This window comes from Janthinobacterium sp. 75, assembly GCF_004365495.1.
Lineage (GTDB): Bacteria > Pseudomonadota > Gammaproteobacteria > Burkholderiales > Burkholderiaceae_D > Janthinobacterium.
Genome location: NZ_SORD01000001.1, coordinates 3,647,175 through 3,671,605, shown reverse-complemented (window position 1 = coordinate 3,671,605; position 24,431 = coordinate 3,647,175). Strand labels below are relative to the sequence as shown.

At 62.7% G+C, this 24,431-nt stretch carries 25 protein-coding genes; 13 read left to right on the top strand and 12 right to left on the bottom strand.

The window, feature by feature from the left end; all coding sequences use genetic code 11:
* Positions 1–77: 77 nt before the first annotated feature.
* Positions 78–719 carry a LysE family transporter gene (locus tag C8C89_RS16735; protein WP_101481470.1) on the top strand — a complete coding sequence of 214 codons (642 nt, stop codon included), beginning with the start codon at positions 78–80 and terminating at the stop codon, positions 717–719.
* Here the strand turns inward: C8C89_RS16735 and C8C89_RS16730 are convergent, their stop codons facing one another.
* A complete protein-coding gene (locus C8C89_RS16730; protein ID WP_133991182.1) occupies positions 720–1,487 on the bottom strand; it encodes an alpha/beta hydrolase in 768 nt (255 codons plus the stop codon). It abuts the gene before it with no gap.
* 85 nt (positions 1,488–1,572) lie between these two features.
* Between C8C89_RS16730 and C8C89_RS16725 the strand changes: the two genes are divergently transcribed.
* Positions 1,573–2,346 carry a helix-turn-helix transcriptional regulator gene (locus C8C89_RS16725; protein ID WP_208327712.1) on the top strand — a complete coding sequence of 258 codons (774 nt, stop codon included), beginning with the start codon at positions 1,573–1,575 and terminating at the stop codon, positions 2,344–2,346.
* Here the strand turns inward: C8C89_RS16725 and C8C89_RS16720 are convergent.
* The 5 genes from C8C89_RS16720 to C8C89_RS16700 all read right to left on the bottom strand — a co-directional run bounded on the left by C8C89_RS16720 (position 2,343) and on the right by C8C89_RS16700 (position 6,909).
* Entirely contained in the window at positions 2,343–3,038 is a 696-nt protein-coding gene (locus C8C89_RS16720; RefSeq protein WP_243858047.1) for a CatA-like O-acetyltransferase, read from the bottom strand. The two genes, C8C89_RS16725 and C8C89_RS16720, sit on opposite strands and share 4 nt — an antisense overlap.
* A 126-nt stretch (positions 3,039–3,164) precedes the next feature.
* The gene (locus tag C8C89_RS16715) at positions 3,165–3,866 is read right to left on the bottom strand and encodes a hypothetical protein (protein ID WP_243858046.1); all 702 of its coding nucleotides are present in this window, start codon (positions 3,864–3,866) and stop codon (positions 3,165–3,167) included.
* Between the two features lie 333 nt (positions 3,867–4,199).
* Positions 4,200–4,571 (bottom strand): DUF5071 domain-containing protein, encoded by a 372-nt coding sequence (locus tag C8C89_RS16710; RefSeq protein ID WP_133991178.1) that lies wholly within the window; start codon positions 4,569–4,571, stop codon positions 4,200–4,202.
* A gap of 13 nt (positions 4,572–4,584) precedes the next feature.
* Positions 4,585–5,805: an MFS transporter gene (locus tag C8C89_RS16705; RefSeq protein ID WP_133991176.1), complete on the bottom strand. Its 1,221-nt coding sequence runs from the start codon at positions 5,803–5,805 to the stop codon at positions 4,585–4,587.
* Between the two features lie 78 nt (positions 5,806–5,883).
* Entirely contained in the window at positions 5,884–6,909 is a 1,026-nt protein-coding gene (locus C8C89_RS16700; RefSeq protein ID WP_166674771.1) for an ice-binding family protein, read from the bottom strand.
* Between the two features lie 523 nt (positions 6,910–7,432).
* On the opposite strand from C8C89_RS16700, the gene C8C89_RS16695 reads away from it, so the two are divergent.
* Complete coding sequence (locus C8C89_RS16695; protein WP_101481475.1) at positions 7,433–8,212, top strand: EAL domain-containing protein; 780 nt, start codon at positions 7,433–7,435, stop codon at positions 8,210–8,212.
* Positions 8,213–8,245: 33 nt separating this feature from the next.
* Here C8C89_RS16695 and C8C89_RS16690 read toward each other — a convergent pair whose 3' ends face one another.
* The 4 genes from C8C89_RS16690 to C8C89_RS16675 all read right to left on the bottom strand — a co-directional run bounded on the left by C8C89_RS16690 (position 8,246) and on the right by C8C89_RS16675 (position 10,923).
* Positions 8,246–8,548: a pentapeptide MXKDX repeat protein gene (locus tag C8C89_RS16690; protein ID WP_133991173.1), complete on the bottom strand. Its 303-nt coding sequence runs from the start codon at positions 8,546–8,548 to the stop codon at positions 8,246–8,248.
* A gap of 182 nt (positions 8,549–8,730) precedes the next feature.
* Positions 8,731–9,501, bottom strand: coding sequence for a molybdopterin-dependent oxidoreductase (locus C8C89_RS16685; protein ID WP_133991171.1), 771 nt, complete (start codon positions 9,499–9,501; stop codon positions 8,731–8,733).
* Positions 9,502–9,511: 10 nt separating this feature from the next.
* The gene (locus C8C89_RS16680; protein WP_133991169.1) at positions 9,512–10,117 is read right to left on the bottom strand and encodes a cytochrome b/b6 domain-containing protein; all 606 of its coding nucleotides are present in this window, start codon (positions 10,115–10,117) and stop codon (positions 9,512–9,514) included.
* Positions 10,117–10,923, bottom strand: a complete 807-nt coding sequence (locus C8C89_RS16675; protein ID WP_243858045.1) for a DUF1223 domain-containing protein — start codon at positions 10,921–10,923, stop codon at positions 10,117–10,119. The genes C8C89_RS16680 and C8C89_RS16675 overlap by 1 nt, the downstream gene beginning before the upstream one ends.
* Before the next feature lie 140 nt (positions 10,924–11,063).
* On the opposite strand from C8C89_RS16675, the gene C8C89_RS16670 reads away from it, so the two are divergent.
* The 6 genes from C8C89_RS16670 (at position 11,064) to C8C89_RS16645 (ending at position 16,605) form a co-directional block, all read left to right on the top strand.
* Positions 11,064–11,654, top strand: a complete 591-nt coding sequence (locus C8C89_RS16670; RefSeq protein WP_133991167.1) for a sigma-70 family RNA polymerase sigma factor — start codon at positions 11,064–11,066, stop codon at positions 11,652–11,654.
* The gene (locus C8C89_RS16665) at positions 11,651–12,298 is read left to right on the top strand and encodes a DUF1109 domain-containing protein (RefSeq protein WP_133991165.1); all 648 of its coding nucleotides are present in this window, start codon (positions 11,651–11,653) and stop codon (positions 12,296–12,298) included. Before C8C89_RS16670 ends, C8C89_RS16665 begins: the two co-directional genes overlap by 4 nt.
* Before the next feature lie 131 nt (positions 12,299–12,429).
* A complete protein-coding gene (locus tag C8C89_RS16660) occupies positions 12,430–13,938 on the top strand; it encodes a DUF4331 domain-containing protein (RefSeq protein WP_180338461.1) in 1,509 nt (502 codons plus the stop codon).
* Between the two features lie 18 nt (positions 13,939–13,956).
* Positions 13,957–14,205, top strand: a complete 249-nt coding sequence (locus C8C89_RS16655; protein WP_101481481.1) for a hypothetical protein — start codon at positions 13,957–13,959, stop codon at positions 14,203–14,205.
* A gap of 73 nt (positions 14,206–14,278) precedes the next feature.
* Positions 14,279–15,490 carry a hypothetical protein gene (locus tag C8C89_RS16650; protein ID WP_133991163.1) on the top strand — a complete coding sequence of 404 codons (1,212 nt, stop codon included), beginning with the start codon at positions 14,279–14,281 and terminating at the stop codon, positions 15,488–15,490.
* On the top strand, positions 15,487–16,605 hold the full coding sequence (locus C8C89_RS16645; RefSeq protein ID WP_133991161.1) for a HupE/UreJ family protein: 1,119 nt from the start codon (positions 15,487–15,489) through the stop codon (positions 16,603–16,605). The genes C8C89_RS16650 and C8C89_RS16645 overlap by 4 nt, the downstream gene beginning before the upstream one ends.
* A 41-nt stretch (positions 16,606–16,646) precedes the next feature.
* Here C8C89_RS16645 and C8C89_RS16640 read toward each other — a convergent pair whose 3' ends face one another.
* Both C8C89_RS16640 and C8C89_RS16635 read right to left on the bottom strand, forming a co-directional pair.
* Positions 16,647–17,192, bottom strand: a complete 546-nt coding sequence (locus C8C89_RS16640; protein ID WP_133991159.1) for an RNA 2'-phosphotransferase — start codon at positions 17,190–17,192, stop codon at positions 16,647–16,649.
* Between the two features lie 17 nt (positions 17,193–17,209).
* Positions 17,210–19,261, bottom strand: coding sequence for a TonB-dependent receptor (locus tag C8C89_RS16635; protein ID WP_347876596.1), 2,052 nt, complete (start codon positions 19,259–19,261; stop codon positions 17,210–17,212).
* A gap of 453 nt (positions 19,262–19,714) precedes the next feature.
* Between C8C89_RS16635 and C8C89_RS16630 the strand changes: the two genes are divergently transcribed.
* The 4 genes from C8C89_RS16630 to C8C89_RS16615 all read left to right on the top strand — a co-directional run bounded on the left by C8C89_RS16630 (position 19,715) and on the right by C8C89_RS16615 (position 24,427).
* Complete coding sequence (locus tag C8C89_RS16630; protein ID WP_133991155.1) at positions 19,715–20,989, top strand: alpha-xenorhabdolysin family binary toxin subunit A; 1,275 nt, start codon at positions 19,715–19,717, stop codon at positions 20,987–20,989.
* Between the two features lie 69 nt (positions 20,990–21,058).
* The gene (locus C8C89_RS16625; RefSeq protein WP_133991153.1) at positions 21,059–22,315 is read left to right on the top strand and encodes an alpha-xenorhabdolysin family binary toxin subunit A; all 1,257 of its coding nucleotides are present in this window, start codon (positions 21,059–21,061) and stop codon (positions 22,313–22,315) included.
* Positions 22,316–22,388: 73 nt separating this feature from the next.
* Positions 22,389–23,408, top strand: coding sequence for a hypothetical protein (locus C8C89_RS16620; protein WP_133991151.1), 1,020 nt, complete (start codon positions 22,389–22,391; stop codon positions 23,406–23,408).
* Positions 23,405–24,427 (top strand): hypothetical protein, encoded by a 1,023-nt coding sequence (locus tag C8C89_RS16615; protein WP_133991149.1) that lies wholly within the window; start codon positions 23,405–23,407, stop codon positions 24,425–24,427. The genes C8C89_RS16620 and C8C89_RS16615 overlap by 4 nt, the downstream gene beginning before the upstream one ends.
* The last annotated feature ends 4 nt before the right edge of the window (positions 24,428–24,431 follow it).

Here is a 24,431-nt window from a genome sequence, read left to right as displayed (position 1 = left end):
GACACGGGAGTCTAAAACTTCGTACAATAAGCGTGTTTTGACTCTCAATCCCGCTTCGGCCCCACCCAGGAACACCCATGCATATCTCGAACTGGCTGCTTTTCTGCAGCGTCGCCCTGCTCGTCACGTTTTCTCCCGGCCCGGCTGTTCTGCTGGCCATCTCGAATGCCATCGCCGTCGGCCCGCGCCGCGCGATGATCAGCAGCATGGGCAATGGTTTTGGCTTGTTCATCATTTCCGGCGTGGCCATGGCCGGCATGGGCGTCGTGCTGGCGACCTCGGCGACGGCCTTCATGCTGCTGAAACTGGCTGGCGCCCTGTATCTGGTGTACCTGGGCATCAAGCAATGGCGCAGCAAGACCAGCATCGTGGCCGATGCGCCCGTTGCGCTTGGCGCGGCCAATCCTAATTCGTTCTGGAAACTCTTCCGCCAGGGCTTGACGGTGGCGCTGACCAATCCCAAGGCCATCCTGTTCTTTTCGGCCCTGTTCCCGCAATTCATCACGCCGGGCGAACCCGTGGCCATCCAGTTCACCGTGCTGACAACGTCGTTTGTCGCCTGCGCCATGCTGGCCCACTTGTTCTACGCCAACTTGGCGCGCCTGCTGAAAACCCAGTTGGCGACGCCGGGACGCGCCAAGCTGTTCAACCGCATTTCGGGCGGCGCCTTCGTGCTATTGGGCCTGAGCCTGTTGCGCCTGCGCGCCAAGACCGCGTAACTAGTCCTTTTCCGTCAAAAACGCCTCGATGCTGGCCGCCAGGGCCAGCGGCGTTTCATTCATCGGATAGTGTCCCGCATTGGCCAGCACTTCCAGCCTGGCCCGCGGGTACCACGCCAGATACGTGCGGCGCATCAGGGCCGCATCGAAGCGGGGATCGTGCTCTCCCACCAGCGCCAGCAAGGGCAGCGGCGACGCCGCCCGCCTCACTTCGCCGCTGAAATCGGAGCCGCTCCACGCGAGGAAGTAGGCCGCGAACGCGGCTGGATCCGAACCTTCCCACGAATACTGCGCCTTCCAGTCCAGCCAGGTGGCGGACAGGCGCCCGCCCGTGCTGCGGGCGATGATGGCGCGCCGCGCCTGACGATCGCCGCTGGCATCCAGAAACAGTTGCCGCGCCGCCCCGTCCAGTGCCACGCCGCAGCTGGGCACGGGCGCCACGGCCACCAGTTTGCGCAAGCGCATGGGCTCTAGCAAGGCCAGCCGTTCCAGCGCCATGCCGCCCATCGAATGACCCACCACGCTGAATGTGGCAAAACCCAGCGCATCGGCCAGCGCCAGCGCGTCGCGGGCGACCTCGTCCATCGAATACTCGCCCGCCGCGCCGCGCATGCCGCCATAGCCGCGGCAATCCATGAAGACATAGCTGAAAGCGTCACCATCGAGGGCCACCTCCATCGGTGCAAACGCGTGCGCGTCGCCAAACCAGCCGTGCAGGACGATGACGGCGTGAGCGCCATGACCCACGCGATGATAGCTATTGTGCATATACACTCCTGAAAAAGAGTGGATGGTAAGCGGAGATCAAGCGGCCCGCCTTCGATGTCAGGTCAAATACTGTAGAGTATGGGCCATGGATGATTTTTATACGGAAGTACCGCGCCCATTGATCGCCACGGCGCGCGACCATGCGCCCGATGAGATGTTTCCCAGCCACAGCCATGCGCGCGGCCAATTCGCCTATGCGGCGCGGGGCGTCATCAGCGTACATACGCCGCAAGGCAACTGGCTGGTGCCCCCGCAGCGCGCCTGCTGGGTCCCGGCCAGACTCATCCACGGCATGCGCATGCATGGCGCCGTGACCATGCACAATATATTCGTTGACGAGGCCGCCATCGCCAGGAGGGGCTTGCCACCCGATTGCCAGGTATTGGACGCTTCGCCGCTGCTGCGCCAGTTGCTGGCCGAGGCAGTGACGGTGGCGACCCTGTATGCGGAAGAATCGCGCGACGGACGATTGATGGGCTTGCTGCTCGATGAGATTGCCGCAGCCAGGCCCCTGCCCCTGAGCGCTCCCCTGCCGCAGGAACCCCGGCTGGCGCGGCTGTGCATGGAATTGCTCCGGCAACCGACCCTAGACAGCAGCCTGGATGCGATGGCGGCGCAGGCGGGCATGAGCCGGCGCACCTTTACGCGGCAGTTCCGCGCCCAGACGGGGCTGGCCTTTGCTCAATGGCGCCAGCAAGCGTGTTTGCTGGCGGCCATCACGCGGCTGGCCGAAGGGCAAGCCGTCACCAGGGTCGCGCTGGACCTTGGTTATGCCAGCCCCAGCGCCTTCACGGCCGCCTTCCGCCGCGTGCTGGGCCAGGCGCCCAGCGCGTATTTAAGTCAAGTTACGCTGGACTAGGCAATGATGGCGGCGATGCGCTGGTCCAGCGCCAGCGCCAGTTTCTGCACATGGTAGCCGTCGACAAAGCCGTGGTGGGCCTGCGCGGAAAACGGCACCCGCATGCGGCCATCCCCCTGCGTGGGACCGAACTTGCCCCAGGTAAAGGTCGGGATATCGGCATCGCAGTGGCGGTAGATGGGGTGTTCGATGGCCGCCAGCTCCAGCCATGGCAGGCAGGTGATGAAAATATTGTTGCGTTGCTCGCGCTCGGTCTCTCCCTCGCCCGTGTTGATCAGCGCGGCACTGGCTTCGGCGATGCGCTTGGCTTCCAGGCTGCGTTCGATGAATAGATCGAGCCGGTCCGTCATCGTGAAACGCGTGTAGTTAAGGTTCTCGTCGCCGTTGATGACGGTGTAGGAAGCGGGGAAATCGTCGATCTTGATCACCTCGCCCTGGTAGATGCGGTACATGAAATTGTCGATCTCCCTCACCGTATTGAGCAGGCAAAACAGGAAGAAGTGGAACACGGGGATTTTCCGTTCCTTGCACCAGGGCCGGAAGTCCGGCACGTCGAGCTGGAAGTTGATGTTGACGAGGGGATTGTCAAATGCCCGGAACAAGTCATAGCGGTCGCGCCGCTTTTCAAAATTTTTCATGCGGCGAGTGTAGACGATGGGGGTGCTGGCGGGCAAGTCATGCCATAGGCGCATGAAATGTTTTTTGATATTCGTCATTCCACAGTCAATGTGTTTTCACTTTTATCTGAAGTTGACTGCCGACCGGGATAGCCCGGTCGCAAGCCTCCCTGTATCGGGAGGCATATTTTCGCCGGATTTTTACGCGGCCTGATTAATCTCGTCGTCCAGCATATTGGCGAACAGATCGAAACTCAGGATACCCGTGCCGATGCACGAAAACACCGTGGCGCCCGCCGCATCCTTGATCGTCACTTTCTCGGTCCAGTCACTCAGATTCATGCACTTCAGGCTGGCGCCAGGAAAGGTGACGCCATCCACATGCAAGCCCTGGGCAGACAATGCCACTACTTGTGTCTTGAAATTCAGGAAATTGCCGAGCAAACGTTTCTTGTACACGTTGCCGCTACTGATGTAATGGAAGTTCACGCGTTCGCCGTCTGCAAGCTTCTGCTTTAATACGGGCATGCGGTGCAAGACATAGCGGGAACGAAACTCGTCCATGAAATCGTTAAAACGCTTGAGTTCTGCGGTAGCCAGTATCCAGGGCTGGTCGGCGCCCGTGCGATAGGCGAAGTTATTGATCAAGCCTGACATGGCGGTGGAGCCGGCGGCGAATAGATACAGGTCCTCGATATCGGCAAATGCAGCGTAGCTGCGGATGCCACCCGATTCATGCACCACGCCGTCTTCATGCAATTCAAAACGGCTCTTTTGCCGCTTGAGCATTACCGCACGCATCACCAGTACCAGCAGTGCGATCAGCAATAGAAAAGCCGCTGTGCCATAAAGAATAGTCAGATTGCTGTGCGTGCCCAGCTTGGCGCCATTTCTCAGTGCCATGGCCGAAGATTCCGTCAGCGTTTTCTGCGGCAGGATCGTGCTTAAATACAGCACAAATCCCGCCACTGCCGCCAATATGGCCGCAAATACCGCAAAGAGCATAGGCACTGTCTTGCCATGAAAATACACGGCGAGTGCTTTATTGGTTTGCGGGATACTAAAATTACCCATGTAATCTTCCTGTTAAATGATAGGGGGGGGTTCAAAACCCGGATGTCGACATAATTCGGACCGGATTGTCCCCCATCTGCCGCAGGAATGGCCACACGCACGCACATTCAATATTGATGCGCTCAATGCCAATACCGGATGCCGGTCGCGCACGGTTATTATCTAATGTCCCAACATTTCCCGAGCTACCTCGGCCACGCCTTCTTCCAGCTCTCCAATTGTTGGCGCATGCGCCAATCGGTTCAATTCCCCGCCTAATTCGAATGCCAGCTTCGGGGAATGGCGCACGATACCCAGCAGAACAAAATACTTCCATTGTTCGTCATCACTGGCGAGCACCGTTTTTATATAGGGGGCGAGGCGTGGACCGATACCAGCCAGATAAGGCAGGAGCACGGCGGCCACTGGCCAATTGGCATCTTGAACCCATTCCAGTATCTGCGGCATGGCGGGGCGGAGTTCCTCCCAGCTCAAGGCGATGAGCTCTTGCGCATGCTGCGTATCGTGTTTGTCGCGCGGCAATGGCAGCCTCATGCAAGGCCTCCTGTCATGTGGCGCTACCGTGTGACAGGCCCCGCTGCACCTTCCACGCCAGCGGCAAGGTCAGCAGCAAAACGCCCGCCAGCGCCAGCAAGGCTGTGTTCACGCTGCTATGGTCGCTCAGCGTGCCGAACAGCACGGGCGACAGGGCGCCGCCGCCGATGCTGCCCGTGTAGAACAGGGCGAACGCATGCTCGCGCTTGCCAGGCTCGGCCAGTTCCGGCACCGCGCCGTACAGCACGGACGAGGTGCCGTTCAGCGCCAATCCAAGCAAGGGCAGCATGGCCATGACGCCGGCCAGCGGCAGCCACAGTGCCGCGACGATGAGCACGGACGTCATCGATTCCGTCAGCCATACTGTCTTCATCATGCCGATGCGCGCGCCCAGATAGCCGCACAGCAGCTTGCCGAAGGCGCCGCCCACGAACAGCAGCGATAGCGCCACGCCGATGCCGGCCGTGCCCGCACCCTTGCTTTTCAGTAAGAATGGCAAGAAGGTGAGAAAACCCATGCGCACGGCGCTGTCCAGGGTACCGGTGGCCAGCAGCGCGCGAAAGCTCGCCTTCGAGCCGCTGCCCACGATGCTCTTGCCGGGCTTCTTCGCGCCCGCCTGAAGCTCGCCCGGTTTCGGCAATAGCCACCACAGCAAGCCGGCCGCCGCCAGGCCCAGCAACCCTAGCAGCGAAACGCTGGCTTGCCAGCTGCACACCAGCAACAGCAAGCCCACCAGCGCGGGAATCAGGGTCTTGCCGATATCGCCGGCAAAGTTGTAGTGCGACAGCGCCTCCTTCACGCCGCCGCCCGCCTCGTGCGTGTCGGTGACGATGGACGAGGCCAGCGGATGCTGGGTGCTGGCGCCCAGTCCGCCCAGCAGCAAGGCGAACAGCAGCACGGCCAGGCCACCCGCCTGCCCGGCGATCAGGTAAGCGATGCCGGCCAGCGCGGTGCCGCCCACCAGCAGGCGTTCGCGCCCCCAGCGCCTGGCCATGCGGCTGGCCAGCAACTGGAAACCGGCCATCATGCCCGAGTACGAGCCCCGCAAGAGGCCTACCATGGCGTAGCTGATGGCAAACTGCGCCTGCCAGATGGGCAGGAGCACATAGATCACGTCCGTCAAGCCATCATGCACGGCATGCGCGCTGCAGGCGGCAAACAGCGAGCGGCGGCGGATCGATTTGTCGGAGGGATTTGCTGCGGGGGACAGCGCGGCGGCGGATCGTTCGGTCATGACAGTGCATGCAGGAAATCAGGAGGCGACCAGCTTACTACAAATTGCAAACTGGCATCTTGGTCGCCTTGCGTCCCCTTACAGGCGAGCCTGCTTGCGCTGCCGCATCAGGCCAAGCAGGGCAAGTCCGGCCACCAGCATGGCGTAGGTGGATGGTTCCGGCACTGGCGATATGTCGATGCTGCGTACAGCGGTACCGTCCACGATATCGAAACCGCTGCCTATGCCGCGGCAGCCGCTGCCGCCGATGCTCGCGCCGTCGCCCGTCGACACATACGAGGTGGCGGAATAGAGCCCGCCGCATGCGCTTCCCACGCCAGTGACGCTGGTGCCCGCGCCTACGCTGACGTAATCCTTTGCCAGGATGGTGCCGATGAACTCCCCGCTGGCCCCCAGGCTCGTGTAGCCGCCACTGTTCCAGATGACGCTATTGCTGGCATCGGCATTGATCAAGACAATTTTCATGGCCGCTCCAGTGACCAGGTAATCGTCGATATTGAACACCCAGGATTGATTGGGCCGGTTCTGTCCGTCCAGGGTCAGCGTGATGCCGGCCGTGGTCGACAGATTGGCAGCCGTAAACACGCCCGGGTACAGCGTGGTATCGAGCGTCATGGTCGTGCCCAGGGCGGTCCCCTGCCCCATGTTCTTCAGTGCGGCCTGCGCGGCGCCGATCTGCTGCGCATTGCTCTGCACGTTCGTCGGCAGCGCGGAAAGCGTATCTGCGCCATGGGTGGTGCTACTGGCGGACAAGGTGATGGCTCCCAGCGCCGCTACCTTGCCGGCAACGGTGGCATTGGCGCCGACGGTGGCGGCGCCGCCACTGACCATATTGCCGCTCAAGACGGCATTGGCACCGATGGTGGCCGCGCCCAGGGACTGCAGATTACCGCTGAGCAACGACGCGGCGCCCATGGTGGCGACATCGCCCGAGACGATATCGCCTGTGACGGTCGAGTTGGCGCCGGTCGTCGCATAGGTTAGGGCAAACACGGAGGTGCCTGACAGCGACTGGCCAAACAGGGGCACGCCTTCGGCGTGGACTTGCGCGGCGGTGCATGCCAGCGTAACGAGCAGCGCCAGTGTTGATGGAGGCAATTTCATGGATTTCTTTTTGCGCAGCTTGCGCATGAATGGAGTCACGTGCGAATGCCGGGACGGCTACAGGAAGCACCACGAAAAAAGCGCGCAGCGTATCCCCGGCCATCATGGCCAACTTGAGAATGAATGGTCGTTTCGCGACTAGCAGCAGGCAGCAGAGGTGAAACACCTGAAACGATATCGTCGAATGCAGCAAACCAGTACGACTGCGCGTAAGGGCCGGTAGGCGGGGAAATACCGCGGGGGATGGGCGGCGGGCGGTCAGCTATTCCGATGGGCGGGTCACGGTGACGACGTGACGCATCGGAACTGGTAAATTGCTTAATGGAAATAATACAGCGCCTGTCGGCGATTAGCCAATCAATTATTACTATGAGGCAATTTGTATTATTTTCTGTCTCATTTACCCGTCCTGGCGCAGCCTTCCCCTGTCTTGACGGGACATAAATATAGCGCTACTGGCACAGGACCGTGGTATAAGGACTGTGTACAACTTGTATATTCTTCATCAGAGGCAAGCGCGACCATGACGTCATCCAGCGACACCTCGGGCCAGGCCGGGAAAAAAGCAGGCTGCAGCAAGTGCCGGGACAACGAGCCACTGGACTTCGACTTCACGTTTGCCTATCAACCGATCGTCGAACTGTCCACCCGCTCGATCTTTGGCCATGAAGCACTGGTGCGCGGCCCCAACGGCGAATCGGCTTATTCGGTCTTGTCCCAGGTCAATGACGAAAACCGCTATATGTTCGACCAGGCCTGCCGCGTGCGCGCCATCGAGGGCGCGGCCCGGTTGGGCATCCAGGAATATCTGTCCATCAATTTTCTGCCGAATGCCGTGTACCGTCCCGAAGCTTGCATCCAGGCCACTTTAGCCGCGGCGCGCGAATATGACTTCCCCATCCGCCGCATCATCTTCGAGGTAACCGAAGGCGAAGAAGTGCGCGACCGGCCCCACCTCGTCAACATCTTCCATGAGTACCGCCGCTTCGGCTTTCAGACGGCCATCGACGATTTCGGCGCCGGCTACGCGGGACTGACCCTGCTGGCGGAGTATCAGCCGCACATCATCAAGATCGACATGGAACTGGTGCGCGGTATCGAGGCAAGCGCACCCAAGCAGGCGATCGTCAAGGGCATCACGGCCATTTGCAAGGAACTCCACATTACCGTTCTGGCGGAGGGTATCGAAACGGCCGCCGAACGCGATTGCCTGAAGGAGATGGGCATCGACCTGATGCAGGGATATCTATTTTGCAAGCCGGCATTGATGGCCATCGGCGTGATCAATCCCGCAGCGTGGTGACAGGCAGTCACCACGCCTTGATCTGCTTCAGCCTTACTTGCCCATCGCATCCTTTTTCATCTCATCCTTTTTCATCTCGTCCTTTTTCATGCCATCTTTCGCCATGGCATCTTTTGCCATGGCATCTTTTGCCATGCCGTCCTTGGCCATGTGATCCTTCTTCATGTGTTTCTTGGCCATCGGCTTGTGCATGCCATCCTTGTCCATCGCATCCTTGTGCATGGCGTCGGCTGAAGCGTCCTTGGCCATCGGGTCTTTCTTCATGGCATCCTGGGCGAAGGCGGCGCCCGACATGAGGATGGCGGAAGCGATAATGGCGGTGATGGTGGTTTTCATGATAAATCCTTGTCTCAGTGTTGGATGGGCGAATGCCCGGTGGTAAAGCTGTTGCTGTGCTACAGGGTGCTGCTTGCTGCTAAACAATAGGAAGGCCGGGAGGGGTCAGGGCCAGGCGCATTGCCGCAGGCAGTACGATTAGTACGACAAGGCAATGCAACATGGCCGCCTTTGCCGTCTTCCTAAGAACCGCCGAACCAGTTATATCCCTGGTTTTCCCAGTACCCTCCCGGATACGTATTCGTCACGAAGATGGCCTGGATGTGCTTGGGATTCTTGTAGCCCAGCTTGGTGGGCATGCGCAGTTTCATCGGGTAGCCGTACTTGGGCGGCAATTCCTGGCCGTCATACGTCAAGGCCATGATGGTTTGCGGATGCAGGGCCGTGGCCATGTCGATGCTGGTGAAGTAATCGTCGGCGCACTTGAAGCCGATGTATTTGGCCGTCGTGTCGGCGCCGACCCGTTTCAGGAAATGGGAAAACGGCACCCCGCCCCATTTACCGATGGCGCTCCAGCCTTCCACGCAGATGTGGCGCGTGATTTGGGTTTCCTGCGGCAAAGCACGCAGCTGCGGCAAGCTCCACGGTTTCTTGTCGGCGATCAAGCCGCTCAATTCCAGGCGCCAGGCATCGCCATCGACCTCTTCCACTTCGTCTTCGCCGTAATACGCGTTGAAGGGAAACGGCCGGGTGATCATGGATTCGGGATAAGTCGGCGCCAGTTTGTTCGGGTCGAAAAGCCAGCCCTGCACCCGGTCGTTGAAGCGCGAGACCGCCGTCAAGGCTGTCTCGATGCTGGACGGGTCGCTGGCGTTGCAACCGGTCAGCAGCGACAGGCCGCCCAGGGTCAGGCTGCGCTGCAGGAACAGGCGCCGTGATGGCTGTTTGATCTGGCGCAAGGCGTCGGCCAGCATGACCTGGCCCTGCTCTTGCACGAGGATGGTTTTTTTCATGATTATCTCCTTAGCGGCCGCGCAGCATGGCGACCAGGGTGCGCGGTACCAGCGCCACCATCAGCAAGTGGACGCCGACAAAGCCCACCAGCAGCGCCATGGCGATGAAATGCACGCGGCGCGCGCTCTCGTAACCACCCAGCAGCTCGCGCAAGAGGGGGAACTGCACGGATTTCCACAGCACCAGGCCGGAAAGCACCAGCACGATGCAGTCCAGCATGACGAACAGATAGGCGGCGCGCTGCACCATGTTGTAGCGGCGCGGGTCTGCATGGGCCAGCTTGCCTTTCAGCGCGGCGACGAAATCGGCCAGCAACAGGCGCGGCGTCAGGGGAAAGAACTGGCGCCGCAGCCGTCCCGATACCATATTAATGATCAGATAGAGCAAGCCATTGGCCACCAGCAGCCACATGGCGGCAAAATGCCATTGCAGGGCGCCGCCCAGCCAGCCGCCCAGGGTCAGGGCGCGCGGCAGCTCGAACGGGAAAAATGGCGCAGCATTGTAGATGCGCCAGCCGCTGGTGGCCAGCACTACCACGGCGACGGCATTGAGCCAGTGCGTCAGGCGCAGCCAGGCGGGGTGGATCACGGCGTTGGAATCAGTCTGCGTATGCATCACAGTACTCCCGTGGCGCATGGCGCCGTGCTGACGGCTTGCAGGATGGCGCTGCTGTCGGCCCGCTGCACGAAGGCGACCACTTGCAGGTGTTCGGGGCGCCAGTTGGCGGGCAGCTTGACTTCGCGGCGCAGTTGGGCGCGGCCTTGCGCCAGCGCAACTGGCCCCAGCCACAGGCGCACGGCCGCATCGTGATGCAGGGTGGCGCCCCGGTTTTCGCCGCGCAGCACAGTTGACACGATGCCGCTTTCGCTGATGGCCAGGTACAGCTGGCCGCTGGTCAGCGGGTCTGGCGCACTGGCATTCGCTTCCAGCAGTAATTTCCCACCCTGCCCCGGCGTGGCGGACAGGCTGATGTTGACGGGCGCGGCCGTCGCGTTGATGCGGCGTATGGCGGCCGGCAACTGCGTATCCCAGCTGCGCAACTCTGTGCCGCCCACGAAAAACTGGGGCGTGTAAGCCACATGGCGCGGCTGGTGGCGCAGCAGCTCGGCCTGGCGCGCATCGAATTGCGCCTGCGCCAGCGGGTCCGTCCAGCCGATCTGGTCCCAGTAGGTGACGTGCAGCGCCAGCGACACGACCAGGCTGGCCGCCCCCGCTTCCTTGCGCAAGGCGTTCAGGCGCTGGTCGGCGGGCGGGCAGCTGGAGCAGCCTTCGCTGCTGTACAGCTCCACCAGCGCCGCTGTCTGTGGCCCACTTTGCACGGCGCAGCGCTGGCCGGCCGCCATCTGCGCGTAAGCGGGTGCCGTCGCGGCCCACAGACAGAGCGGAACGAGGCTGGCGGCAAGGCGGTGCTTGATATGCATGATGACTACCCGTTATAGTGAATGAAGAAACGTGCTTGCTTGTCAATTCGCCGCGATGGCAGAATTGGTTACAGCCACCTTCAATTATTTTTGAATTTGTTGTTAGATTTATTTTTCAACGCCTGTCACCAAAGGCCTGCATGCAACGAATACCTGTTGGCGAGCATCTGCATGGCACGGAATTGCGGCTGCATGGCTTGATGCTGCGCGGGCTCGATGGCGATGCGCAGGCCTACCACAGTTTCTTGCAGGCAAGCAGCGCCCATTTGCGTGCGTTTTTCCGGCGCCGCCTGCAGCGCTGGCCGGACGAGGTGGAAGACCTGGTGCAGGAATGTTTGCTGGCCATCCACAACCAGCGGCTGACGTATGACACGGGCGTGCCGCTGACGTCGTGGATCCATGCGATCGCACGCTACAAATTGATCGACTGGCTGCGCCGGCATGGGCGGCGCGAGGCGCAGCACTTGCCGTATGACGAAGAAGACAGTGCGCAGGAAATGTTTTCCAGCGCCGATGCCGAGGCGGCCGAGGCCAGCCGCGACCTGCGCAAGCTGCTGGCCTCCCTGCCGGCGCAGCAGCGCAACGCCATCGTGCATACCAAGCTCGACGGCTGGTCCGTGCGCGACACGGCCGCCGCCATGGACATTTCGGAAGCCAGCGTCAAAGTGGCCGTACATCGCGGCTTGAAAGCACTGGCAGCCAATTTAAGGATAGAAAGAAGCACATCATGAAAACCGATGACTTGATCGCCATGCTGGCCAGCGGCCCGGACGTGGCCGCCGCAGCGCCCCCGGGCACGCACTGGCGCGCCGCGTCCACCTTGGTCGCCGGCCTGCTGGCCAGCATCGCCTTGACGGCCATGCTGCTGGGCGTGCGTCCCAACCTGGCGCAGCTGGCACTGCTGCCCGACTTCTGGATCAAGGTGGGCTTTGTCGTGTGCCTCAGCCTGGCTGCCTGGCACGTCAGTCGCCGCCTGTGCGTGCCGGGCGCCAACACACGCGCCCTGCCGCTGCTGATCGCCATGCCCCTGCTGCTGATGTGGGCGCTGGGCGCCATCATCATGCAGGAAGCCCCAGCCGACCAACGCGCCGAACTGTTCTGGGGCGCCACCTGGCGCAGCTGCCCCTTGCTGATCGCCCTGCTCTCGCTGCCCATCCTGGCCGCCGTCCTGCGCGTGATGCGCCAACTGGCGCCCACGCACCTGCGCCTGGCCGGCGCGGCCGCCGGCTTTGCCGCCGGCGCCATGGCGGCGCTCGTCTATTGCCTGCACTGCCCCGAACTGGCGGCCAGCTTCGTCGGCTTCTGGTACGTACTGGGCATGCTGGTGCCGACCGCCATCGGCGCGGCCATCGGCCCCAAAGTGCTGGCCTGGTAAGGGGTCGGCAAGTTCAGCTGCACACGTTGACAGAAAGTTGAATCCGTTTTTTTTCCCCGTTCGTATAAGTCAGGCAGCCTGCAGTTTCTTGGACCTGCCTGTCAACGCTAACAAAAATCGGGAGAATCGAAATGTCATTGTCACACTCGAAAACCGCACTGGGCGCCGCACTCCTGGGCAACCTGCTGGCCGTGTCTTTTACGTTGGCCATCGCGCCAACGGCCTACGCTTCCAGCCACCGCGAAGCGCCATTCATCACGCAAAACCCCAAAGTCGACGCCACCGACTTCTATATGTTCCGCAGCTATGAAACAGGCCGCGGCGCCTACACCACCATGGTGGCCGATTATATTCCCCTGCAAGACGCCTACGGCGGCCCCAACTACTTCGCCATGGATCCCAACGCCCTGTACGAAATCCATATCGACAACAATGGCGACGGCAAGGAAGACCTCACCTTCCAGTTCCGCTTCACCAACACCATCAAGGATGGCCAGTTCACCGTGGGCGGCAAGAAAGTCTCGATTCCGCTCGTCATCAACGGCGGCGCCATCGATAGCGTCAACCCGGCCGGCCTGAACGTGCGCGAAACCTACAGCGTGACAGTGGTGCGGGGCGACCGCCGCACGGGCACGCGCAGCAGCGTGACCAATGCCACGGGCGGCGGCACGACCTTCGATAAACCAGTCGACTACATCGGTACCAAGTCCATCCCCAACTACGCCGCGTATGCCGCGCAGCACGTCTACACGGTCAACATCCCCGGCTGCGCCACGCCGGCGCGCATGTTCGTCGGCCAGCGCAAGGACCCGTTCGTGGTGAACCTGGGCGAAACGTTCGACTTGATCAATATCAAGGCACCCGCCACGGAGTTTGCCGCGAATGCAGAGTCGGCCGCCAAGGATGACCTGGCGCGGAAAAACGTCACGGCCATCGAGATGGAAGTGCCGACCGCCTGCCTGACGGCGGGCAGCGACCCCGTCATCGGCGGCTGGACCACGGCCAGCCTGCGCCAGGGCCGTTTGCTGAACCCGGCACCGGGCAGCACCGCGGCATCGAAGGAAGGCGGCGCGTGGGTGCAAGTGTCGCGCCTGGGCATGCCGCTGGTAAATGAACTGGTCATCGGCCTGAAGGACAAGGACCGCTTCAACGCCAGCAAGCCCTCGGGCGATGCGCAATTTGCCGACTACGTCACCAACCCGACGGCGCCAGCGCTGGTGGAAGTGCTGTTCGGCTCGGCAGGCGCCAAGGCGCCCACCAACTTCCCCCGCAACGACCTGGTGGCCACCTTTTTGACGGGCATCAAGGGCGTGAACCAGCCAGTCACCGTGACGGCATCGGAAATGCTGCGCCTGAACACCTCGATCGCGGCCACCAATGTCGGTGCGCAAAACCGCCTCGGCGTCATCGGCGGCGATAACGCGGGCTTCCCGAACGGCCGCCGTCCCGGCGACGACGTCGTCGACGTGGTGCTGCGCGTGGCCATGGGCAAGCTGTGCACCTTGAACATCGGCTGCGCGCCAAGTGACGCCCCCGCCGGCGGCCTGCACTTCACGGACGGCGCTTTCCTCGATGAAACTTCCTTCACGGCAGGTTTCCCTTACCTGAAAACACCCATGGCAGGTTCGCCGCAGCTGTAAGCCAACCAGGAGAATGCGATGAAAAAGCTCTATGCATGCAGCGCCCTGGCGCTCACGGCCCTGCTGGCCGGCTGCGGTGGCGGTGGCAGCAGCCACGGCGGCGATAACGGCAACGGCGGCGTCAACCCGCCCCCGGTAGTCTTGCTCGACGCGTTTTATGTGGCCGTCAGCAACGTCATCCTGACCACCAGCGATGACAAGGAAGGCGTGGGCATCGACGCCATCATGGCGACGTCTCCGGAAGACACGGAACCGGTGCCGTTGTAAGCCATTGCGGACGCCGCGGAGACTAGCTCTCCCCGGCGCCCGCCCTGTTCCCCCACTGTTCACGGCGTCCACCATGAAAACACCAATTTCCCTGCTGTGCGCCTGCCTGCCCATGCTGGCATGGGCCGCGCCCTACACGCCGAAGGATGGCAGCGCCGTCATCGAACAACTGCCGCGCCGCGCCGACGCCACGCAAATCGCCCTGCGCGGCCTGCGCCAGCAGCTCGACGCCGCGCCGCAAGACCTGGCCCTGGCCAGCAGCCTGGCGCAGCGCTACATCGCGCTGGCGCGCAGCGAAACGGACCCGCGCTACCTGGGCTATGCGCAAGCGGCGCTGGCCCCCTGGTGGCGGCAGGCGGCGCCGCCCCTGCCCGTGCGCCTGCTGCGCGCCACCATCCTGCAAAGCACCCACCATTTCGACGCCGCCCTGCTAGACCTCGATGCCGTCATTGCCCAGGAACCGGCCAATGGCCAGGCCTGGCTGACGCGCGCCACCGTGCTCACTGTGCAGGGCGACTACACAAAAGCAACGGCGGCCTGCGCCCGCCTGTCGGCCTTGACGACGCAGCTGGTCACCGTCACCTGCCTTGCCAATATCGCCAGTGTCACGGGCCGGGCTGCCAGCAGCGAGCGCTTGCTGGACATGACCCTGCGCCGCAGCGCCGGCGCAGCGCCCGAACTGGAAAGCTGGGCCTTGAGCCTGCTGGCGGAAATGGCCACGCGGCGCGGAGAGAGCACGCTGGCCGAAGCGCGCTACAAGACAGCGCTGGCGCAGAAGCCGCGCGACAGCTACCTGCTGGGCGCCTACGCGGATTTCCTGCTCGACCGGCAGCGCCCGCAGGACGTCGTCAAGTTATTGAAAGACCAGCAGCGCATCGACGCCCTGCTGCTGCGCTACGCGCTGGCCCTGCAAGCTCTGCCCGGCCAGCAGACGGCATTCCTGGCGGCAAAAGCGGAACTGGCGGCCCGCTTCAACGCCGCCATGCAGCGTGGCGATACCGTGCACCAGCGCGAGCAAGCCCGTTTCACCCTGTTTTTGCAACGGGATGTGCCGGCCGCCCTGCAACTGGCGCAGAAAAACTGGGCCATCCAGAAGGAAGTTCCCGACATGCGCATCCTGCTGGAAGCGGCCCTGGCCGCACGCAGTTACGGGGCCGCGCAACCGGTGCTGGCCTGGATCGCCGCCAACGGCGTGGAAGACGAGGCACTGCAGCGCCTCGTCCGGCAGCTGGGGCCGCAGGATGGCCAGAAACTCAGTGCAGCGAAGAAGGCAGGTGTACTGTGAAACGATGCCTCTTCATCCTGCTACTGTGCGCCTGGCTCGCTCCCGCGCAAGCCCACAAGCCCAGCGACAGCTATGTGAGCCTGGCTATCCAGGGCCAGCAGATCGAGGGACAATGGGATATCGCCCTGCGCGACCTCGATTTCGCCATCGGTCTCGATGGCAATGGCGACGGCGCCCTGACCTGGGATGAAATCCGCGCACGCCACGAGGCGATTGCCGCCTACGCCCTGCAGCGCCTGCAGGTGGCCAGCGACCAGGGCGTCTGCCCCTTGAAAGCTGTCGAACAACTGATCGACAGCCACACGGATGGCGCCTACAACGTGCTGCGCTTCCAGGCCACCTGCCCCGGCACCGCGCCAGCCAGTGTGACGATCGGCTACACCCTGTTCGCCGACCTCGATCCGCAGCACAAGGGTTTGCTCAAGATCAATAGCGGCGGCGCCACGCAAACGGCCATCTTCGACCCGGACAGCCCGCGCCAGACGCTGTCCCTGGCCGCGCCCGACCGCCTGGGGCAGTTCGGCGCCTACGTCAAGCACGGTATCTGGCATATCTGGATCGGCTATGACCACATCCTGTTCCTGCTGTCGCTGCTGCTGCCGGCCGTGCTGCTGCCCGGCTTGCGCGAGCAGCAGCAGGGTTTGAAGGCGGCGTTTGTCGACGTGCTGAAAGTCGTCACGGCGTTCACGCTCGCCCACTCCATCACCCTGAGCCTGGCCAGCCTGTCGCTTGTGTCGATGCCGTCGCGCTGGGTGGAATCGGCGATTGCCGCTTCCGTGATCCTGGCCGCGCTGAACAACCTGCTACCGCTGTTCCGGGGCAAGCGGCCCGTGGCGGCCTTCGCCTTTGGCCTGATCCACGGCTTCGGCTTTGCCAGCGTGCTGCGCGACCTGGGCTTGCCGCAGGGCTCGCTGCTAGCCAGCCTGCTGGGCTTCAACGTCGGCGTTGAAATCGGGCAGCTGGCCATCGTCGCCGCCTTCCTGCCCGTCGCCTGGCTACTGCGCAAGACCTGGTTTTACCGCCAAATCCTGACCGTGGGTTCGCTGGCGATTGCCTTGGTGGCGTGCGTGTGGCTCGTCGAGCGGCTAGCCGACATCAAGCTGATCAGTGCATGAGCGGGGCCATGCATTCGCCCAGCGCATCAGCGCATGCCGGCTCAAGGAAAGCCGATAAACGCCTGCGGCACGGCATCGACCAGCCACACGCCGTTTTCCGATAGATAAAACACCTGGCCTTGCGCCTGCATGGCGGCCGCATCCACCGTCAGCACGACGGGCTTGCCGTGGCGCGCCCCCACGGCCACGGCCGTTTCGCGGTTGGCAGACAGATGGACATGATTGCGCGATCCGGGCAGCAGGCCGGCCGCGCGGATCGCCTCGACAAAGCGGCTGGCAGTGCCGTGATACAGCATGGCGGGCGGCGTGGCCGGTGGCAAGTCGATGTCGACAGCGGCCAGGGAGTGCCCCTGGTTGGCGCGGATGCGCAAGCCGTCGGCACTGATGGCGTAGCGCGTCTTGCTGTCGCGCGCCACCACATCCTGCAATTGCTCAAGGGAAATGGAGCGGCCATGGCTGCCCGCCTGCGCCAGCAGCTGGCCGATGTCGGCCCAGCCCTGGGCATCGAGTGCAAGGCCGATTTTTTCGGGCGCGTGGCGCAGTATGAGGGAAAGAAATTTACTGGTATTTACCAAATGATCTGTCATGCCACAGTTTACCGTTATCAGAACGCATATGACAAGGTCAGGCGCGCGGAACGCGGTTCCACCGGGTGGAAATGCCGGTCGTTCACCCCGTCCACCGCCTCGCCGGGCAGGCGCGACGCATAGTAATAATCGATGTCGCTGGCGCGCTTGTTGAACAGGTTGAACACGTCGAGCGACAGCCGCGTCTCGCGGTTGATCTGATACGCCAGGCGCGCATACGCCAAGGTTGTCGAGGCGGAGCGCACGCTGTTGTCCTCGATCAATGGGCGGGGACCGAAATAGCGCAGCTGGAAGGCGGCCGACCACGGTCCTTGGTCCGTCACCGTCACGCCGAACGAAGCCACCTTGTCGATGGAACCCGGAATGAAGTTGCCGGCCGTATCACTCTGCGCATAGCGCGCGCGTGAGGCGGCCAGATCCAGGTCGAACAGCAGCCAGGGCGCGGCTATGTAATGGTTGTTCCACTCGATGCCGTGGCGGCGGCTGGCGCGGCTGGGTTCCGTCTCGCCCGCGTCACCGACGAACAGCAGTTCGGACGCGATATCGAGACGCCACAGGGCCAGCGAGCTTTGCAGGCCCGGCAGCCATTGCGTGCGCGCGCCCAGTTCCATGCCTTTCGTCGGCACCAAGGGTGTGACGGGCGTGGAAGGCGCGCCATCGGGCAAGCGCGTCTGCGTCGCGCCCCGCGCATCGTTGCTATGGAATCCCTTGCCATAATTGACAAAAAACTCCGTACTGCTCCACGGCCCGAGTATCAACGACAGCTTGGGCGACACCACGTGGTCGCTCGCCGTGCCACTGTTGCCGTCGATACTGCTATCGACCTTGAAACGGTAGGCGTCAAAGCGCACACCCGCCACGGAACGCAGCCAGGGCAGCCATTGCACGGTGCTTTCCCCATACAGGCCGACGCTGGCCTCGCGCACCCGGTCTTCGCGCACGGTGCTTTGCCGCACCCGCTCCACCGTGCTATACAGTCCCACGGGCGACAGCCGGTCGTAGCGTGCCTGTACGCCGAGCTTGTTGCGCATGGTCAATCCCGCCAGCTCCGTGTTCCAGCTTTCGCTGGCGTTCACGCCGGCCACCGTGCGCCGCTCGCTTTGCTGGAACTGGTCGCCATCTGCCGGGTTGGCCAGGAAGTAGGTGAAATCGCTGTTGAGTTCCAGCTGCGAACGGATCAGATACGCGTCCAGCTCGAACAAGCGGTTCTGCGTGCGCTGGCGCATGGCATACGACAGGCTGTAGCGCGACGTGTCGCCCCCGTCGCTGGGCGCCAGCGAACCAAAACGGCCGATCTGGCCCGATTCCACGGCGCGCAGCGGCACCTGGTCGGTGGCGTTCCAGCTGTTGCGATACGCCATGGCCGTCACGCTGTAGCCATCGTCAGGCGTGCCCTGGCTGTAGCGCAGCACGCCGCTATATTTCCGCACGTTTTCCGGCACGTCCCAGGGACCGTTGTTACGGTTCACCTCCAGGCCGTACAACAAGGTGCCTGGCCCAGCATCCAAGGATGCAGCCACGACGCCGCGCACGTAACCGTGCTGACCGATGGATATGCTGCCCTGGCCTTGCGGCAATTTGTCGGCCAGGCGAACGCGCGCAGCACCGGCCGAGGCAAAATCGCCTTCGCTGGCGAAATACGGTCCCTTCTTGTAATCGATACGCTGCACCAACTCGGGAATCAGGAAATTGAGGTCGGAATAACCCTGTCCATGCGCGTGCGTGCGCATGTTGACGGGCATGCCGTCGACATAAGTGGCGAAATCCGTGCCGTGGTCAAGATTAAAGCCGCGCAAAAAATACTGGTTGGCCTTGCCGTCGCCACTGTGCTGGGTGACGATCAGCCCCGGCACGAATTCCAGCAACTCTCCCGTGCGCAAGGAGGGCCGGTTGACGATCAGTTCGCTGGTGATGACGCCCTGACTGGCCGCGTCCGACGTGCCGACGGCGTTGTCGTAGTGGCCCGTCACGCGCACGGTGCGCGCCTCATTGGCAACTGCATCAGGCACCGCGTCGGCAGGCGGCTCCGCCCATGCGCTGGCCTGGATGGCAAGCCAGGCCAATGCCAAAGGGACTCTCCTCGATTGCATATCTTCTCCCGTTCATCCTGAAAACAACTGCTTGTGACTAGTCTCTGAAGATACGCAAAACACCGGCGTTCGGATTCAAACATTTGCGCAAAATCAAGCTGCAAAACACATGTTTTCAAACAATGCAATAAATAGAGGCGAGGTTATCTTTAGAGAGAATGTCGCCATGTAAAAAGTGCATACTACCTTTCAGAATCCGCGCACAAGACCGGCCCGCCAGCATCTCCTGCCATGCCTGCCGCTCTTTCGCCCGCGCCGCACCGCCGTGCGCATCAGGGCTGTCGCTGTGATTTCGCCGTCTACGCATCGCCCTGCCATATCGACCAGGCAGGCTGGCGCAGCTGCGGCAAAGTCTTTGGTTTTTTCCATATTGTCAGACACCGGCACGCCTGCACGGCGCGGCCTGGCGACCACTTTGAACTGGAGAACTACATGACATTGTTCCTGCCCTCTTCCACGCTGCTGATATCGGGCGACAATCCGGACGGCCAACGCTTCGTGCTGGCCTCGCAGCAATGGATCGACCTGCAGACGCGCATCCAGGCCGTGCTGGCCCTGCCGTCGGATATCGGCGAATACGAACAGCGCTACGGCGACGCTTCGTCCGGTTCGCAAATGAAGGAATGCTTCGACGCCATGCGCAAGCTGCGCCAGACGGCCGAGCGCTACGGCAGTCCCAGCAGCCTGCGGGCAAAGATCCTGCACGACCCGAATTTCCTGGCCAGCGGCACGCGCCCAAAAAACGATGCCTTTTCCGCCACCGTCTGGACCGTGGAACGGGCGCACCGCGATGCCTTTACGCTGTCGTCGACCTTGCGCAGCATCCCGGAGATGGCGCGCCAAGAATCGGCGGCCGACGCCACGGCCGGCATCAAGAGCCTGTTCCTCGACAATGGCCAGATACTCGACAATATGCAGAACACCATCGCGAAAATCGGCGAGTTGATTGCGGAGTTCGAACAAATCGAAACAGCGCTGGACGAAGCCCAGTTGCTGATGCGCACCTTCACCGAACGCTCATCCAAGACGCGCACTGAACTCGACAAGGAAATCGGCGCCCTGGGGCAGAAAATCGGGGATCTGGAGCGCGCGCGCGACGCCGCCTACTCGAAATGGCTGGCATTGACTATTTCCGCCTGCATCGTGCCCGCCGTCATCGGCATCATCGGCATCGCCATCATGGTGATCTTGGCCGTGCCCACGGGCGGCGGCAGCTTTGCCATCGGTTCGGCCGTCACGGGCGGCGGCGTGGCCCTCTCCGCGGCGGCGCTGGGCGCGGCGGCCGGCGTGGCGCGCGGCAAATACGATGGTCTGGTACAGGAAGTACACGAGCAGAGCGCCTTCCTCGCCAAGCGCGCGTGCTACCGCAGCGACCTGGGCGCGCTCGATGAACTGATGAAATTCTCGCTGCCGGCATCCAACGGCATCCTGGGCCAGTTGCGCAGCGTGCAAGCGGCCTGGAGCGCATCGGCGAGGGAACTGGGCGCGCGCACCAGCGATTTGAGCGTGGACAACCTGCACACCGGACCATGGCTGCGCGAAGCCGAGATGGTCAAGGCTGCCGATGGCTGGCGCACGCTCGACAACGCCTTGAAGGCGTTTGTTACCGGGTCCTTTGTCGATGCCAATCTGCTCGGCTTTGGCGCCAGCTTGCCGCCAGACCAGCCCGACTGGCAGCAGCAACTGGCGGCCAGGCTCGCCGCCTGACGCCAGCGTTTTCAGTAGCTGTTTTCCGTACTTCCACGCAGTCTGACCTGATCACTGAAGGGAACTACCATGAGTGTTACCGCTATTAATACCGCCGCCACGCCATCGATCGACCCGCCGCCAGGCTTGACCACGCCTGCCAATCCCCAATCCGGACAAAAGAGCCAGTTTGCCCTGTTCAGCGATAGCTGGATCGAATTGCAAGCCTATGTGGGCTCGGCCAGCGAATTGCCCATCACCAAAGGCGATTTCGAAAGCAAGTACGGTGCCGTCGATGGCTCGCAGACGGTACTCGATTGCATCGGCGCAATGAAAAGCGTGCAAAACGCCTCCACCGAATTCGGCAACCCGAAAAGCCTGCGCGCGGCCCTGATCAAGAATCCCGGCCTCCTGGCCACGCCGACGCCGCCGACAGAAATCTACACGCACACAGTATGGCTGGGCCAGCGCGTGCATGACACCTCGACCAAGCTGGTGAGCGGCTATCAAAGCGTGCTGGATGAACTGCCGGGCCTGCCTCCCAAGGAACAGGTGGAGAACCTGAAAGCCTATCTGTTCGACCAGACCATGGGTCCGATACCGCTGGCGCAAAAAATGTCGGCCGAAGTGGCGGTACTGATCAGGAAGCTGGGTCTGTTCGAACAGAAAATGAATGAATACAACAGCAAGCTGCAGGCATTTACCAGCAGTTCGTCGACGATGATCGCTAATGTCAACCGCACCATCGGCGGCCTGGAAACGAAGATCGTGGAACTGGAGAAACTGCGCGATGCAGCCTACAAGGCCTGGCGCGACTTCACCATCGCCGCCGTCACGGCATCCGTCGGCTGCGCGCTGATCGGCGGCCTGCTGGCGCCGTTCACGGGCGGCGTCTCGCTGCTGGTGGGCGGCGCAGCCGCCATCGCCACCGGCGTCGGGCTGGGCATCAAGGCGGCGCAGAACCGCGCCGCCTACAACGAATATTGCACACAGATCAGCAGCCAGACGCAGGAATTGCAAAAGAAACAGCGGCTGCGCAGCGACCTGGGCGACTTCAACACGCAGATGGCGCGCGTGGGGCCGGCCATGTCCAAATTCCTCGGCAGCCTGCAAACGGTGGAAGGCGTGTGGGTGCAGATGAATACGGACATGATCACGCTGGGCAACAGCATCACGGAATCGAACGTGGGCAGCATGCCTTTCCTCGTCAAGGCGAAAGCCAAGCTGGCCATCGATTCCTGGCAAGCCATCGATGACAGCGCCAAGCAGTTTACCGTGCAGTCGCTGGTCGACTACGACAGCCTCGCATTCGGCCAGCACTTGTCGGAAAACCAGCGCGCCGCTTGATGACAGTTGCCCCCCGGCCCAGGCACCGGGGGGGTAAACATACCGATCGTTGGCTTACAGAAAGGCAAACACCATGTCGAGACAATTCGGATATCCGCTGGCAGTGCAACAGGCAGCGCTGCGGCAAGCTGTTGATGATGGCGATCCCCATCTGGCGTTTGAAGGCGGCAGCGCCTGGGATCACCTCACGTACTACATAGCCCAGGCGGACAAGCAGCAGCCCGGCCCGGACAAGCCGCTGGCAACGGCGGCGCAAGCCGTAGCGGACGAGGCTGCCCGCTTTGGCACGCCGAAAAGCTTGCGTGCCCTGCTGGCCACATCGCCTGACACCCTGGCGCAGAACACGCCGCCGGCCATGCTGTACGCGGGCCTGGTGTGGTTTGTCTTGCGCCTGAAAAGTTCGGCTGCCAGCATGCTGTCGTATCAACAATCACTGCTGGAGGCAGGTGTTGCCGCCAGCGACAGGCGCGAAGTGCTGCATGCGCTGGGACCGATGGTGGAAGAAGCGCGCGCGTCCATTGCCCCCCTGCTGCAAGGCTTGAACAAATGGAAGGATGGCGTCTTGCCGGCGAATGCGGCGCTGGCCCAGCTGGCTACACAGACGGGCACCGATCTGCAGGCGCAGCAAGAGGCGCTGGGGCGCTTGCAGGCAGCCATCGCATCGATAGAGGGACAATTGGCGCACCTGGGCCTGTTCAGCGGGCACAAGAAAAAGGAACTGGAGGCGCAGTTGCACGCCTTGCGCGAGCAGCTGGCGCGCGACACGGCGCTGTCCGAGCAGCTGCGACTGCAACTGGAAGGCGTCAACCTGCTGCTGGCCAATGGCGGCTGGCTGGAAGCGGCTATCGATGAGCTAATCCATTGGCTGGACGGCTTGCGCACCGCGTGGAGCGCTCTCGGTTCCGGTACGACCCAGCTGGCGGCCGACGCCAGCGACGCGGAACTGGGCAACGACAGCTGGCTGGCGCAAACACTGGCCAGCGCCATGGCCTTTCCCCTGTGGCAGGCGCTCATCACCGCCGCGCAACGCTACGCCAGCAGCGCGCTGGTCGACTTCCCCGCGCCGCCCGACGCGGCGGGACGCCAGCCATGAGGCGCGCCGCCGCACGCCTGCTGCATCTGCTGGCCATGGCCACCCTGGCGCTGGGACTGCTGCATGCGCCCGCCATGGCACAAAACAGCAATAGCGCCGCGCTGGAAAACGCGCTGCACCAGCTGGCGCAATTCCAGCGCGAAGTGGCGAATATGCGCAATGCCGTGCGCCAGCCTCTGGGGCCGTACCCGCTGTACACGCAGTGCAGCTGGTGCAGCGAGCATGCGTGGTGGGGCCTGGGCATGTGCACCAAGACGACCACGGAAACATGGTCGCAGAATGTCGATTTCACATGGACGCGCAACCAGCTCGATCAAGTGCTGGCCCGCGCCGAACGCGATGCGGGCAACCTGGGCACGGCATATGCTCCCACCCAGGCGTGGATAGACAGCTTGCCGGCCTTTAGCCGCGCCTTTGACGCGAACGCCGACCGCGTGCTGGCGGTGCAGGAGCAGATTCGCCAGGGAATCGGGCCCAACGACCAGCAGAGGCAAACGGCGACGCAGGCGCTGCAACAGCTGAGCAGCGACATGGAGCGCAGTTCGGCCCAGCTGAAGGCGGGCACGCAGGCGCTGGCGGTGTCGCTGCAGCAGCAAAGCGCCTATCGCGAACAGATCCGCCTGGCCATCGAGGGTGCCGACCGCTCGGCCCAGGAAGCGCTGCGACAGATTGAACAGGCGGCCCAGTCGCATCACTGCCAGGATGGCTTGCCGCAAAAGTTCAATGCCATCCGCGACGACTTCAAGCGTTCGATCCAGAGCATCTCGGCAGCTTTCCAGCAGCTCGATAGCAGCAGCCGCGGCGCCGAGACCGGCCTGGCCGCACTGCTGGGCGCTGTCGTCACCTCGCAGACCGACATGCAATCCATCCTCGACCTGCTCAAGGCGGCGCAGAACGACAAGCTGGGCAGTTTCCTCGAGCGGCTGCACCTGAATGCGGCGAAACAGCAATGGCACGACCTGGCCAATGCCTATACGCGGGTGGCGCGCGAAGCGGCGCTGGCGCAAGGAGGCGGCTGACAAA

Bases quoted from the DNA above. Each gene is read 5' to 3' on its own strand.
- C8C89_RS16650 (WP_133991163.1), top strand. From the start codon at position 14,279: ATGAAAACACCAATTTCCCTGCTGTGCGCCTGCCTGCCCATGCTGGCA.
- C8C89_RS16655 (WP_101481481.1), top strand. From the start codon at position 13,957: ATGAAAAAGCTCTATGCATGCAGCGCCCTGGCGCTCACGGCCCTGCTG.
- C8C89_RS16725 (WP_208327712.1), top strand. From the start codon at position 1,573: ATGGATGATTTTTATACGGAAGTACCGCGCCCATTGATCGCCACGGCG.
- C8C89_RS16615 (WP_133991149.1), top strand. From the start codon at position 23,405: ATGAGGCGCGCCGCCGCACGCCTGCTGCATCTGCTGGCCATGGCCACC.
- C8C89_RS16630 (WP_133991155.1), top strand. From the start codon at position 19,715: ATGACATTGTTCCTGCCCTCTTCCACGCTGCTGATATCGGGCGACAAT.
- C8C89_RS16720 (WP_243858047.1), bottom strand. From the start codon at position 3,038: ATGCGCCTATGGCATGACTTGCCCGCCAGCACCCCCATCGTCTACACT.
- C8C89_RS16700 (WP_166674771.1), bottom strand. From the start codon at position 6,909: ATGAAATTGCCTCCATCAACACTGGCGCTGCTCGTTACGCTGGCATGC.
- C8C89_RS16665 (WP_133991165.1), top strand. From the start codon at position 11,651: ATGAAAACCGATGACTTGATCGCCATGCTGGCCAGCGGCCCGGACGTG.
- C8C89_RS16670 (WP_133991167.1), top strand. From the start codon at position 11,064: ATGCAACGAATACCTGTTGGCGAGCATCTGCATGGCACGGAATTGCGG.
- C8C89_RS16680 (WP_133991169.1), bottom strand. From the start codon at position 10,117: ATGCATACGCAGACTGATTCCAACGCCGTGATCCACCCCGCCTGGCTG.
- C8C89_RS16695 (WP_101481475.1), top strand. From the start codon at position 7,433: ATGACGTCATCCAGCGACACCTCGGGCCAGGCCGGGAAAAAAGCAGGC.
- C8C89_RS16675 (WP_243858045.1), bottom strand. From the start codon at position 10,923: ATGCATATCAAGCACCGCCTTGCCGCCAGCCTCGTTCCGCTCTGTCTG.
- C8C89_RS16735 (WP_101481470.1), top strand. From the start codon at position 78: ATGCATATCTCGAACTGGCTGCTTTTCTGCAGCGTCGCCCTGCTCGTC.
- C8C89_RS16710 (WP_133991178.1), bottom strand. From the start codon at position 4,571: ATGAGGCTGCCATTGCCGCGCGACAAACACGATACGCAGCATGCGCAA.
- C8C89_RS16715 (WP_243858046.1), bottom strand. From the start codon at position 3,866: ATGGCACTGAGAAATGGCGCCAAGCTGGGCACGCACAGCAATCTGACT.
- C8C89_RS16620 (WP_133991151.1), top strand. From the start codon at position 22,389: ATGTCGAGACAATTCGGATATCCGCTGGCAGTGCAACAGGCAGCGCTG.
- C8C89_RS16640 (WP_133991159.1), bottom strand. From the start codon at position 17,192: ATGACAGATCATTTGGTAAATACCAGTAAATTTCTTTCCCTCATACTG.
- C8C89_RS16690 (WP_133991173.1), bottom strand. From the start codon at position 8,548: ATGAAAACCACCATCACCGCCATTATCGCTTCCGCCATCCTCATGTCG.
- C8C89_RS16660 (WP_180338461.1), top strand. From the start codon at position 12,430: ATGTCATTGTCACACTCGAAAACCGCACTGGGCGCCGCACTCCTGGGC.
- C8C89_RS16625 (WP_133991153.1), top strand. From the start codon at position 21,059: ATGAGTGTTACCGCTATTAATACCGCCGCCACGCCATCGATCGACCCG.
- C8C89_RS16705 (WP_133991176.1), bottom strand. From the start codon at position 5,805: ATGACCGAACGATCCGCCGCCGCGCTGTCCCCCGCAGCAAATCCCTCC.
- C8C89_RS16685 (WP_133991171.1), bottom strand. From the start codon at position 9,501: ATGAAAAAAACCATCCTCGTGCAAGAGCAGGGCCAGGTCATGCTGGCC.
- C8C89_RS16730 (WP_133991182.1), bottom strand. From the start codon at position 1,487: ATGCACAATAGCTATCATCGCGTGGGTCATGGCGCTCACGCCGTCATC.